We start from the raw sequence: 13,166 nt of genomic DNA on the forward strand, positions 1-13,166 counted from the left end.
CACCCATATGGCGAATTATAACGCTTTAACGTAATACAGTATATAATAAAGGATTTTTTTAGAAAAATCAATGTATAAATATACTTTTTCATAATTCGCTACTTTTCGCCCCGCCTTTTATCGATTATTATGCAATATTTTGTATGAACTTCTTCCTATTATAAGGACAACTTCTAAACAAACTTGTAAAGATATTAATATCTGTAAATACTCGTTATAATCTGGAATAATTCTAGCATATATTGCTGAAATAATCACTTAATTTTATTGATAAGGCAATAAAACTTGAAGAAATCATAGTTTCGTTGTATATTGTTTATAAGTAAAATCTTTGAACATACCAAAACACTTCATCATGCCCGTGTTTGGGACAAGCATTACATAGTAAAAATCAAATATCCAAATGGATGATATATTAATTTAATTATCCGTTATGAAGGCTTTGAAATTGGCAATAATTAACACTAGATAGTATTCACTAAGAAGGGCAAGGTAATTATGAAATTAGAAAAACAAAAAGCGTTTATTATACACCTCATATTTATAGTTATGATTTTAGGGCTTGGATATATTGGAATCAAGTATGTACTTCCCTTGCTGATGCCTTTTGTCATCGGTATGATTATCGCTGTTTCGTTCCGTCGACTAATCGATTTAATCCAAAATAAAGTCAAAATACCAAGATCTATCGTTTCTATTATAGTTCTATTGATATTTTATATTGCACTCGGTTACTTAATATTCATTTTAGGTTTCAAAATCATTAACTTTATCGGTGAATTGGTTGGCAGTGCACCCTCTTTTTATAAGAATACGATACTTCCTGCAATCGATGCATTGGCAAATAACCTTTCCAAACAGTTCCCGGATGCAAAAGTCTATGTGGAAGATTTTAAAAGCAATTTAAATCCTAAAATCTTTACTTATTTATCGAATGCCTCCTCATCTATTTTATCCGAGATTGCTAATTTAGCAGGAATGGTTCCGACTTTAATTATTAAACTAATTTTTACGATTGTATCCTCATTCTTCTTTACAATCGATTATTACCGAATTACTCGCTTTATCACCTATCAATTTAAGGGCGAAAGACGTAATATGCTTCTTAGAATCAAGGATAACGGTATTGGAACGATAGGTAAATTCATCCGTGCATATTCAGCGATTATCTCCATCACTTTTGTTGAATTATCACTAGGTTTTTGGATTATAGGTATCCCTAATCCTCTGTTATTTGGTATATTAGTTGCCATCGTCGATATCATGCCAATTCTCGGAACAGGCGCAGTAATATTACCATGGGCAATTATTTCCTTCATCATCGGTAATACAAAAGTGGGTATCGGTTTGTTAATACTCTATGTTGTGATTACCGCAGTACGACAAACAATTGAGCCTAGAATTGTCGGGCAGCAAATCGGATTACATCCAATCGTTACATTAATCCTTATGTATATTGGTGCACAGTTAATGGGCGTTCTTGGACTATTCTCCTTACCGATTATAGCGACCTTATTATTAAAGCTTAATGAAGAAGGAACTATACGTTTGATAAGACGACCGCAGAGCGAGGAAGATAAATCCTAAATATGATTTTATGCTTAGCACAGTTCTAGGCAAGAATAAATATAAAAAAGAAGTTGTTGCAAATTTTACAACAACTTCTTTTTTCACCAATTAATATTAGGTTAAAGAATTTTGTGAAATTAAAACGTTTTACCTTTTGGTTCAAAAGTCGAACAATCTGTCTCATCTGACTGATGTGCGTTTCTAGGTTCTACGCTGATTTTTTCAGCTGCACAGTGATCACCATTCATATAGTATTCACAAGTGTTTACAATACATCTAACGCCATCATTTGGTTTATCCATTTTTCTGATTGACATATTATTCCCTCCATAAATTATATTTGTTACGATACTATTATGAGTCAAGAAAAAGAGAATCATACATTACTTCAATCATTGGCATTAATCACACTTTTTATGAATTTTTTTATATTTTAACTTTGCTTCGCAGGTGTATAATATCATTTATTCCTACTTATAGTTATTCTTCCATGCCTGAAAACTGTCTCATGATTCCGTCTGCCATCATATCTGCCATCTCTAAAGCCTGTAATTCAATAGCGTCATAACCGTTGATGCTTTCCTCGTAGTCTCCATTTAGCATCTGTTTCACGTTATCACTTAATAGTTTCAAATGCTCCTCAAACATAGCGCTCCAGTCATCTTCATTCCAATATGGATTAATCGAGGCGAGGAATTGTGCCATCTCTTCAGCATTTTCATGCCAGCGCTTATCAGCTTCTTCTGAAGCTCCCTTGTTTCCTTCTTTTTCAGCCTTAAACAAATCCGCTGCTATCGTCAGATGATCCGTCAGTAACTGCATAAACTTATCAGCAACTTCCTTCCCGTAATATACTTCCAATGCTTTTGCAAAATCCGAAGGATTACGTAATAACCGATTTATGATTTGGGAAGATTCCGGAAGATTATGAATAATTCCTATTACAGCCATTCTCGTCCACGCAACATGCTGTTCCCATAACATACGAAAATAATTCATAAGATCCGCCATCTGAACTGCTTCCTGATCGTCGTCCATATATCCAGTTTCGAACCATTCACCCATACCTTCATAACCCATATTATCCATATCCATGTCCATATCCATATCGGTGGTGTCATTATAATTGTTCATCTCAGCTGGATAAACGGAATAATTCATCCCCTGTACCATTCCTCTATGTGATGATGCATACTGATAATCAGGCTGAATCTTGATAACCTGACCTAACTGAAGATTTCTCGGATCAATACCGGGATTCATATTCATAATTGAATCAACGGATGTATTAAACACCTGAGCCAGCATCCATATCGTATCATATGGTCTTATTGTATACTCAATCGAATTAAACATTTATTATACCATCACTTATATAAAGTTCTATTTATAATTATGTAATTGGCATGAAAAATGTTCCTTTTCTATAGTAAATCCAATGCCCAGTCAATAGTTTTGAAAATAGTTTCTGTTCTTCTTATTGTATTTTTGTTATATAAATTCTCAAACCAATCCGGTTCCGGTATATGCCTCAAATTCGGTAATTCATGAAACATTCTGCTGATTGGAGGCAGGGGTATATCATTAATTGCAAACACTGCTTCAATAACTTTGTCGGTTGCTGTTGCTGTAATAAAATCTGACATAAGCATATCCTGTTGGTTGATAGAAGCATTAAGCTTTGATTTCGCACCATAGAGCCAATGCCTAAGTTCAAGTTTATCTTTTTCATTCGCCTTATACTTCTTATATTTGTTTATCGCACTACGCATAAGCTTGATCAATCTTCCGTCCAAATCATATATAATCTTACTGCCCATATAGTGATAAACCTCAGTACCTGTTTTGTCAAGCTTTGACCTAGCTACTTCCTGCGTAACGTATAGATATTCAACCATAATATCATCTATTAGTTCTGATTGTAATTTATTCTTACTTCCTAATATAAAAAGATTCAAATCCGAATTTGGATTTTCCGTCTCCGCAGCCACAGATCCCATAAGCATCACGGCTGTGATTGAATTGTCGGCTCTTAATTCGGGTATAATTTTTTTTAGTAATTCCTGATGTTTCATAATATCACTCCAATACAAGAAAATTAACATGACCAAGTGGTAGCGGTTGCGAAGCAAAATTTTATAACGCGAAGTGCACATCTTGCCTAGAAAGCATTCATTAAGTAAAATTTTAGCAAATAGAAAAGGAGGTTCCATCTGCTTAAGCATATGGAATTCCTCCTCGAATTTCACTTGGTGTAAACATATATAATTTTAAATTTGTTATCTTGTATTTATAATAAATCATACCTATAACAAAGTCAATCTTAACTTGTTATCGTATAGCAAAATATACATAATTTGTAATTCAGGGATGTATATCTCCAGTAAAAAACTATGTCATCAGAATATTTATCCACTCCGGCACTATCACATTATAAATCATCTCATCTCTGATTCAATATACCCGATTGGATAAAGCTCTGCACGATTCCCTCCTATTGAAATTGTATAGAAATAAAGGATACTGCTCACTAATGCAGTATCCTCTGTAATTATTACTGTTTACTTATTATTGATATAATTAATTAAGCCTTCTGCTTTAATGATCTTTTGCATAAATTCCGGGAAAGCCTGACCCTGGTACTGAGTACCTTTTGTTTTATCAAAGATTACACCGCTGTCAAAGTCTATCTCAACCTGGTCTCCTGCTTCAATCTCTTTTGCAGCTTCCGGACATTCGATAATCGGAAGACCAATGTTAATTGCATTGCGGTAAAAAATTCTTGCAAAGGTTTCTGCGATAACACAGCTAATACCGGAGGCCTTAATTGCAATCGGCGCATGTTCTCTGGAAGAACCGCACCCAAAGTTCTTATTTGCCACCATGATATCTCCAACCTTTACACGTTTAACAAAATCTTGATCAATATCAATCATACACTTTTCTGCAAGTTCCTTCGGATCGGAGGAATTCAGATAACGTGCGGGAATAATTACGTCTGTATCTACATTATCACCATATTTGTGTACTGTACCAAATGCTTTCATAGTTACCTCCTAATATTATAATCCAATTTCCTCAGGTCCTGATATCTTACCAGTTATAGCACTGGCTGCAGCAACTGCAGGACTAGCCAGATATACCTCGGATTCTACATGACCCATACGGCCTACAAAGTTACGATTTGTTGTTGCAACTGCTCTTTCCCCTTTTGCTAAGATTCCCATATGTCCACCAAGACAGGGACCGCAAGTCGGTGTACTTACAACCGCTCCCGCTTTTATGAAGGTAGCAAGTAATCCTTCCTCCATTGCTTGAAGATAGATTGCCTGTGTAGCAGGGAATACAATCACACGCATACCCTTTGCTACTTTTTTACCCTCTAAAATCTTCGCTGCAACTCGTAAATCCTCAATTCTACCATTCGTACAGGAGCCAATTACAACCTGATCGATCTTTACTTCTCCCACTTCATCAATGGTACGGGTATTCTCCGGAAGATGAGGGAAGGAAACGGTTGATTTTAATGTAGAAAGATCAATCGTATAGACTTCATCATATTCTGCATCCTCATCCGCCTCATAGATTTTATATTCCTTTGAAGAATGCTCTTTGATGTATTCAATAGCAGATTCATCTACCGGGAAGATTCCATTTTTCGCACCGGCTTCAATTGCCATATTTGCCATGGCAAAACGATCATCCATGGAGAGGTTCTTAATTCCATCGCCAACGAATTCCATTGATTTATATAATGCACCGTCCACACCGATCATACCGATGATGTGTAATATAACATCCTTACCACTAACCCATTTGGAAGGTTTACCGGTCAAAACAAATTTTAATGCGGAAGGAACCTTAAACCATGCTTTACCGGTAGCCATTCCTGCTGCCATATCAGTACTTCCAACACCGGTTGAAAATGCTCCGAGTGCTCCATAGGTACAGGTATGAGAATCCGCACCGATTACAACATCTCCAGCAACAACTAAGCCTTTTTCTGGTAATAACGCATGTTCAATACCCATCTCACCAATTTCAAAATAATTCGTAATCTCCTGTTCCATTGCAAATTCGCGAACACATTTGCAATGCTCTGCGGATTTAATATCCTTATTCGGTGTAAAATGATCCGGAACCAAAGCAATCTTATCCTTATCAAACACCTTCTTAATCGTCATCTTTTCCATCTCATGAATAGCAACCGGAGCGGTTACATCGTTACCTAATACTAAATCTAAATCCGCCTCAATTAATTGGCCTGCAACTACTTGTTTAAGACCTGCATGCGCCGCCAATATTTTTTGCGTCATTGTCATTCCCATCATAATATCCTCCTTATATTTTATTTATTATTGTCACTCAAATTAAGGTTGATATGGCCAAGACTATAATTCAGCGATAATCAAGTCTCCCATTTCCTTTGTTCCTACTAATTTCATGCCTTCGGACATAATATCAATTGTTCTGTATCCCTTCTTGAGCACAGACTTTACTGCTTCCTCAATTCGGTTCGCTTCATTCTCTAAATCGAAGGAATATCGAAGCATCATCGCTGCTGACAGAATCGTTGCAATTGGATTTGCTTTGTTCTGCCCTGCGATATCCGGTGCAGAACCATGGCTCGGTTCATATAAGCCCAGTTTGGTATCTCCTAGACTTGCAGATGCTAACATACCGATGGATCCGGTTACCATGCTCGCTTCATCAGATAGGATATCACCGAACATATTCTCTGTAAGAATTACATCGAATTGTCTTGGATCTTTAACCAGCTGCATCGCGCAATTATCTACAAGCATATCGCTAAGCTCAACCTCCGGGTAATCCTTCGCAACTTCTTTGGTTACCTGTCTCCATAATCTTGAAGAATCCAAGACATTCGCTTTATCCACACTACAGACCTTTTTATTTCTCTTCATCGCAATTTCAAATGCCCATTTCGCAATTCTACGTATCTCATGCTCGTCATATACAAGGGTATCTGTTGCTTTTCTCACACCATTCTCTTCCACGGTGCTGCGTTCTCCAAAGTAAAGTCCACCGGTCAATTCTCTCATAACAACGAAGTCAAAACCATCCCCGATGATTTCTTCTTTCAACGGGCAGGCGCCTTTTAGTTCATTAAAGAGGATAGCCGGGCGGATATTGGCAAACAATCCAAGTCCCTTGCGAATCGCTAGAAGTCCTGCCTCCGGTCTTAAATGGGGCGGGAGCGAATACCAATTCGACTGGCCTACATTACCACCCACTGCTCCAAGTAATACCGAATCACTCTTCTTCGCTGTCTCGAGCGCTTCCTTCGTCAACGGCTCCCCTGTGGCATCAATTGATACGCCCCCCATGAGTACTTCCGTATAGTCAAAATTATGTCCATACTTTAAGCCAATTTGGTCTAATACCTTTTTTGCCTCAGTAATAATCTCCGGTCCAATTCCGTCACCCGGTATAACTGCGATGTTATAATTCATTCTTTTGACCTCCATTATTATATATTTCCAGGGGATTCCCCCATAAAAACTTCATTCTTATGTAATACCGAGGGAGATAACTCAGCTCTAGAGAATCTCCCTCGGACACTTAGTAAAGAAGGCTTCTTCCTAAGTATGTATAAAAATTTTATTACCCCCAATAATAAGATGAAATATGCATCCACACAGCCAAATATACATTGTTTAAAACTGCATGTGCAATTACTATTTCATTTGATATTGCTATTCTACCACATTATTTGATATAATTATAATACATATTAATAATGTCTTTTATAACTGTAGGTTATGGCAAGGAGAGTGTCAAATGGAACAAAATTTATCCTTTTATTATATCTTTAACACGGTTGCAGAAACACTGAATATCTCACGAGCAGCGAAGCAGCTATACATCAGCCAACCGGCGGTAAGTAAAGCCATTCAAACACTTGAGGAGAACTTAGGGATGACACTATTTATCCGAAACTCACGTGGAGTGCGACTGACCGATGAGGGTTCGTTACTTTACGAACATACAAAGAGTGCTTTTGAAACTTTAGCCCGCGGAGAAGAAAGCTTGAAGAGAATTAAAGATTTGGGTATCGGACATTTAAGAATCGGCGCTAGTACAACACTATGCAAATATATTCTCCTTCCTTATCTGGATGGGTTTGTTAGAGAAAATCCTCATATCAAGATTACAATTGATAACCAATCCTCAACCCATACGCTCAAACTGCTAGAAAGCAATGACTTGGATATCGGGCTGGTGGCCACTCCGACAAATATGGAAGCTTATGAATTTCATTCCTTAGTAGAGATTGAGGATGTGTTTGTCGCTACCCGTACCTATCTTGATAACCTGAAACTTAGAGAGAATTCCACAGATCTCTTTTCTAATGCGAATATTATGCTACTGGACGAAGAAAATATATCCAGAAAATATATCAATACCTATTTTGAGCAGAATTCAATTGTGCCAAGACACATACTCGAAATCAGCAGTATGGACCTTTTGATTGAGTTTGCAAAGACCAGCCTTGGAATCGCAGGTGTAATTAAAGCCTTTGTTCAAGATGAGTTAAAAAGTGGTGCACTTATACAGCTTCCATTAAAAACTCCGGTGCAAAAAAGAGAGGTGGGCTTCTCTTATTACAAGAATGCCTACCTCTCTGAATCCATGTTGAAATTTATGCAGTTTGTTACTAAGTATAAATCAAATTAGATCTGCGGACCTTCGTTATCCGGATTTTGTGTTGGGGTAAAGTCGGTGGTATCCGTATCGTCTGATGTATTCAGCTCCTCTTTCGGAGTTGGTGTTGGTTTTTTCGTTGGCGCCTTTGTCGGTGCTTTGGTTGGTGCTTTCGTCGGTGCTTCCGTTGGTTCAGGCTTACTATCTACAAGAAACGCAGCCTTTACATAACAGATTGTACCATTATATATTATACTAGCCCATCCGTTATCAACCGAGATAACTTCTACTTTATCTGCAAATCCCAATGTACCAACCGGATTTCCTTCTGTGGAAGGTGCCGGTCTAACATTAATATTGTCTCCATTCGTATACTTGGTGACGGTATCTCCCAAATACTCCGCTTTTTGTGATGGTAATGGTGCTTTCGTAGCTTCAGCGTCCTGATCGGATTCGTCACTGCCATCTTCAGTAGGAATTGGTGATGGGATAAAATCAACCATTTTATCTTTTGTACTACAACCTGACAGAAATATTACTGTCATTATGATGAATAAATATATGCTCTTTTTCATATAAAACCTCCATTCTGTAAAGGCTCACAAATTTGAACACCAGCACAAACTTGCTGTGTAGAAAATCTTAATTTTCTACACTAACCTCTATTATTCTGCACATATTCTATGGCTATATAGTGATTAACTTGTCTTTAGTCATAAAACATCATTTACTATGATAACATACTTAATTGATATTACAATAATAAATTATGTTATATTTTTTATAATATCTTTTGTATATGGCAAAAAGGCATTTGGAATACTATATGTTTCTAACATCTCTTTGTCCGATACCCACTGACACCGTTGATATTCCTTAACGGGTAAGCTATTGTCCGTTAGCTTTACATGATACCCAAGCATATGCCATTCCACATGGGAGAATATGTGCTTCGCTTTCCCAAGCTCTTCTATTCGATCCGGCCTGATTCCCATCTCCTGTAACAGCTCTTCAACCTCTTTTGTATTCAAAAGGCCTTCTAAACCGGGCAGCTCCCATAAGCCTGCCAGCAGCCCTTTCTCGGATCTTTTTTGAATCACATATCTTCCCTGGTATTCCATAAGAAGAATGGTACGTGGCTCAATGCGGCGTTCCTTCTTGGGTGGTTTCACCGGAATCTTCATGACATTATCTTCATGAAATGCTTTACACAGATGCATAACCGGACATTTATCACAGAGTGGTTTTCCGTTCGGAAGACATATCGTCGCACCCAGCTCCATTAATGCCTGGTTAAAATCTCCCGGCCTGTCCTTTGGTATCACACTCAATAGGTTTTCACGTAATACCTTTTTCACACTGCTCCTTGTAATATCATCAAAGCTACCTTCCAGTCTCTTGGTTACGCGCAATACATTCCCATCAATTGCAGGAACAGGAATCTGATATGCAATCGAAGAGATTGCTCCGGCTGTATATTCTCCGATACCCGGAAGTAGAAGTAACGCTTCGTAATCAGCGGGCAATTCACCGTTATATTCTTTCATGACCACCAATGCAGCTTTTTGCAAATTTCGTACCCGGCTATAATATCCCAGTCCCTCCCAGAGCTTAAGCAGCTTCTCTTCCTCTGCATAAGCTAAGTCTTCTATATTAGGCAACGCTGCGACAAAGCGGTCAAAATATCCTTTTACCGCCTCTACCCTGGTCTGTTGAAGCATGATCTCTGAGACCCAAATATAGTAAGGTCGTGGATTTTCCCTCCATGCGAGAATTCTTGCATTCAATTCAAACCAGTCCAAAAGGTAGGGTACGATTTCTTTGTAGTTATATGACATGTTAATTCTCCTGATTGTACTAAAAATATCTCCCGATATTATGTAAATTGATCTATTATCATTCGATATATTTATATTATCGTATTTTGCTCGATGAAACAAGTCAATCCAGAAAGTAACAAATCTAAACGAATACATCCGTTATTGTTACATTTTACAATTTTATCGTGAAATTAAGTATAAAAAATCGGAAGGATTACTGTAAAAAATTTTCACAAAACTGTTTACCTATTAATAAATGTAATGCTATAATATTTTTATTGTATTTAAGCCACGCGGCGGAATGGGGATTTTTATGGCAATTGATTATGATTTAACCTATAATGATTTTAATCCAACCGTATTCTATGTAACGAAAGTGAAATTGCTGACAGAAGGCGTTTATCACGATCATGATTACACGGAATTGGCCTATATATTATCCGGTAAAGGAAAATATCTGGTTGACGGAACGGAATATGATGTTGAAGCAGGAGATCTTGTTATCTGCAATCCTGGGGTGAAGCATACTCATATTATAACCAATCCAAAGGAACCGACCATTGAATTCATCTCTGGTTTTACAGACTTTCAATTCAAGAACATGGCTCCGAATTCAATTGAATTGCCTGATGGTGGATGTATCGTTCATATGTCTTCTGAACTAAAGCAGGAGATATCCATGCATTGTTATGCGATGATTGCGGAAAAGGAAAGTAATCTGATTGGAAGATATTTTATGTTTAAAACACATCTGATGCAGATGCTTCTACTTGTCATGCGCGAAATATCTGATATGGAAAAGTCCAATCAGAAGGGTTGTAATTTTGAATCCTATAATAAAAGCTATGCAGTAAACCGAATCATAAATTATTTGAATGAAAATTATGAAAACAAGATATCTTTGGAGCAAATTGCACATAATATCTTTCTGAGCCCTGTTTATATTTCCAAGATATTCAAGGAAGAAACAGGCGAATCACCAATCAACTATTTGATAAAAATTCGTTTGGAAAAAGCAAAAGATATTCTTCTGAATTCTGAGAGCGGCAGCATCAAAAGCATCGCAAATCAGGTTGGTTACGAAGACGTATATCATTTCAGTAAGTTATTTAAAAAATATTATGGTGTATCTCCCTTATATTATAAGAAGAGAGCCATGCGTAAAAATGCATCAAGCGAATAAGGAAGAAGGTTAATTGTAATATGAATACATTTGATGCTATATTTTCAAGAAAGTCTGTGAAGAACTTTCAAAACGAAAGACTGGATTGGGATGTTCTCTCCGATATATTAGAGTTTGCAAACAATCTCCCAACGCTGATCGAAGGCATAGCCGTTGAATTTAGGCTGGTAAGCAATATTGAAGAAAAACAAGGATTTCGTGGACCTTTTCATATAAAAGCTCCCTATTATATTTGCATCTCCTCTGAGGAGAAAGAGGATTATCTAATGAATGCCGGATACCTTATGCAGCAATTAAGTTTATATATTACTGCGAAGGGCTTGGGTACCTGTTTTCAGTACAAAAGTCCCGGCCATAGCCTAAAATCTACGATGAAATATGATTTTGCAATAGCCCTTGCCTTCGGCAAGACTTCTGCTCCGTCTGTTGGTGATATCTACGAGGTAGATTGTCTTCCGGAAGCGGAAGTAATCGTATATAAAGAGGAAGTCCCCTCCGATATAAAGCAATTACTCTCTGCTGCCCGACTCGCTCCCTCGATCTATAATAGCCAGCCGTGGCGCTTTGTGGTGTACAAAAACCGAATTCACATCTTTACCAGAAAACATAATCTGATAGCAAAAACACTAGATCATAACAAAATGATCGACATGGGAATTATGCTTGCTAACCTTCTGCTCGCTGCAGATGAACTCTGGGTCGAGGTATCCCTTGGCATTACCGACACTTTAACCACCAAGCAATTCCGTAGTAACGAATACCTTCGCACCATTACAATTGGTTGAATTAAATAAATTATTTTAAAAAATTAAAAAACTTTTTAAATTCTATTGACAAGCAAAACAATCTATAGTATATTATGTAATGTGCTCACGAGGTAACAGACAAGCACGAAAACATAATATGCGCGAGTGGCTCAGTGGTGGAGTATCGCCTTGCCAAGGCGAGGGTCGCGGGTTCGAATCCCGTCTCGCGCTTAATAAAAAAGGAGTATATCCGAATGGATATACTCTTTTTTTATTGTGTCTGAGTCAATGGATGCAGAACCAGAAAGAATGGAATGGAGGCCTCACGCCGACATCTCCATTCTTTCCGCGGCTTTGTTTCGAGTCGAAGACGATGAAAGAAAGACGCATCGAATCCCCGTCTTCGTAGTGGCTACATAGATCAGATTCTTACTCTCACAGAGTGAGCATTCGGACGAATAAGAATTGAGGCATATGTGTAAAAACACTCATCCTTCAGGGAAAAGCTGGCTTTAATGAGATATTCGTTATGTCAATAAAATACATTTTATGGTAGATAATCGGATACAGCTATGATAGAATTAATAATATTCTATTGTTTAATAATGCTCAACAAACTCATTCATAAGTAACATGATTATGATTGCTTGATTAATTAGTAAACTTATTTAAAAACAGATTACTTTAAACTCACAATAGATAAGTGAAAATACTTCATAATGATAAAGGAGAGGGTCAAATATGAGTTTCTTAGATGTTTTTTTTAATGGCATAATAAAAAAATACGAAAACAGAATAATATCTGCAATGGAAAAAGTAAATAACGGTGGAACTTTTGATGATATAGATACTATCGTTGTTGATTACTTTTATCTTATTAAAAAGGTTCATAAGGGAGAAAAGCCAAAACTAGTTAAACTTGCAGAGCAAGACTATTATTTGGTTTTTGTTGATGATATGGAGTATGATTTTGATGAATTAATACGACACAACGATCGAAAAAATACGGAAAGAAAAATGGAGATAGAAGTCCTGATTAGCTATCAAACTCCGTTGAGCGAAATACAAGAACGTTTAAATAATAAAATCGAAAAAGAGTGGTAGCAAACGCTATATTGGAGCCCGGTAAATTATTCTTGAGGCACATTTTTAAAGAACGGCTAACATTTCTGAATCTAGCAA

The 13,166-nt window shown here is 37.1% G+C and carries 13 protein-coding genes and 1 tRNA gene; 6 read left to right on the forward strand and 8 right to left on the reverse strand.

The genetic code is table 11. The features are described from left to right. Positions 1–498: 498 nt before the first annotated feature. A complete protein-coding gene (ytvI, locus tag AC6IWN_RS12505; protein ID WP_497987745.1) occupies positions 499–1,587 on the forward strand; it encodes a sporulation integral membrane protein YtvI in 1,089 nt (362 codons plus the stop codon). A 119-nt stretch (positions 1,588–1,706) separates the two neighbouring features. On the opposite strand, the gene AC6IWN_RS12510 is transcribed toward ytvI, so the two are convergent. The 6 genes from AC6IWN_RS12510 to leuB all read right to left on the reverse strand — a co-directional run bounded on the left by AC6IWN_RS12510 (position 1,707) and on the right by leuB (position 7,043). Continuing rightward, positions 1,707–1,886, reverse strand: coding sequence for a DUF1540 domain-containing protein (locus AC6IWN_RS12510; RefSeq protein WP_497987746.1), 180 nt, complete (start codon positions 1,884–1,886; stop codon positions 1,707–1,709). Positions 1,887–2,049: 163 nt separating this feature from the next. Continuing rightward, the gene (locus AC6IWN_RS12515; protein ID WP_497987747.1) at positions 2,050–2,925 is read right to left on the reverse strand and encodes a LysM peptidoglycan-binding domain-containing protein; all 876 of its coding nucleotides are present in this window, start codon (positions 2,923–2,925) and stop codon (positions 2,050–2,052) included. A gap of 68 nt (positions 2,926–2,993) precedes the next feature. Further along, the gene (locus AC6IWN_RS12520) at positions 2,994–3,644 is read right to left on the reverse strand and encodes a nucleotidyltransferase domain-containing protein (RefSeq protein WP_497987748.1); all 651 of its coding nucleotides are present in this window, start codon (positions 3,642–3,644) and stop codon (positions 2,994–2,996) included. A gap of 486 nt (positions 3,645–4,130) precedes the next feature. Beyond that, the gene (leuD, locus tag AC6IWN_RS12525; RefSeq protein WP_497987749.1) at positions 4,131–4,616 is read right to left on the reverse strand and encodes a 3-isopropylmalate dehydratase small subunit; all 486 of its coding nucleotides are present in this window, start codon (positions 4,614–4,616) and stop codon (positions 4,131–4,133) included. A 15-nt stretch (positions 4,617–4,631) separates the two neighbouring features. After that, positions 4,632–5,897, reverse strand: coding sequence for a 3-isopropylmalate dehydratase large subunit (gene leuC / locus AC6IWN_RS12530; RefSeq protein ID WP_497992205.1), 1,266 nt, complete (start codon positions 5,895–5,897; stop codon positions 4,632–4,634). Positions 5,898–5,960: 63 nt separating this feature from the next. Further along, positions 5,961–7,043, reverse strand: coding sequence for a 3-isopropylmalate dehydrogenase (gene leuB, locus AC6IWN_RS12535; RefSeq protein WP_497987750.1), 1,083 nt, complete (start codon positions 7,041–7,043; stop codon positions 5,961–5,963). Between the two features lie 328 nt (positions 7,044–7,371). Here leuB and AC6IWN_RS12540 point away from each other — a divergent pair, with 328 nt between their 5' ends. After that, positions 7,372–8,268 carry a LysR family transcriptional regulator gene (locus AC6IWN_RS12540; RefSeq protein ID WP_497987751.1) on the forward strand — a complete coding sequence of 299 codons (897 nt, stop codon included), beginning with the start codon at positions 7,372–7,374 and terminating at the stop codon, positions 8,266–8,268. On the opposite strand, the gene AC6IWN_RS12545 is transcribed toward AC6IWN_RS12540, so the two are convergent. Next, positions 8,265–8,810, reverse strand: coding sequence for an SH3 domain-containing protein (locus AC6IWN_RS12545; RefSeq protein WP_497987752.1), 546 nt, complete (start codon positions 8,808–8,810; stop codon positions 8,265–8,267). The two genes, AC6IWN_RS12540 and AC6IWN_RS12545, sit on opposite strands and share 4 nt — an antisense overlap. A gap of 192 nt (positions 8,811–9,002) precedes the next feature. Next, positions 9,003–10,073 carry an A/G-specific adenine glycosylase gene (gene mutY / locus AC6IWN_RS12550; protein WP_497987753.1) on the reverse strand — a complete coding sequence of 357 codons (1,071 nt, stop codon included), beginning with the start codon at positions 10,071–10,073 and terminating at the stop codon, positions 9,003–9,005. Between the two features lie 295 nt (positions 10,074–10,368). Here mutY and AC6IWN_RS12555 point away from each other — a divergent pair, with 295 nt between their 5' ends. From AC6IWN_RS12555 to AC6IWN_RS12570, 4 genes are all read left to right on the forward strand, one after another. Beyond that, entirely contained in the window at positions 10,369–11,238 is an 870-nt protein-coding gene (locus tag AC6IWN_RS12555) for an AraC family transcriptional regulator (RefSeq protein WP_497987754.1), read from the forward strand. A 20-nt stretch (positions 11,239–11,258) separates the two neighbouring features. Beyond that, the gene (locus AC6IWN_RS12560; RefSeq protein WP_497987755.1) at positions 11,259–12,023 is read left to right on the forward strand and encodes a nitroreductase family protein; all 765 of its coding nucleotides are present in this window, start codon (positions 11,259–11,261) and stop codon (positions 12,021–12,023) included. 120 nt (positions 12,024–12,143) lie between these two features. Next, positions 12,144–12,215, forward strand: a tRNA-Gly gene (locus tag AC6IWN_RS12565). A 510-nt stretch (positions 12,216–12,725) separates the two neighbouring features. After that, positions 12,726–13,088, forward strand: a complete 363-nt coding sequence (locus AC6IWN_RS12570) for a hypothetical protein (RefSeq protein ID WP_497987756.1) — start codon at positions 12,726–12,728, stop codon at positions 13,086–13,088. Positions 13,089–13,166 lie beyond the last annotated feature (78 nt).

Source organism: Variimorphobacter sp. HTMS_6 (genome assembly GCF_059717775.1).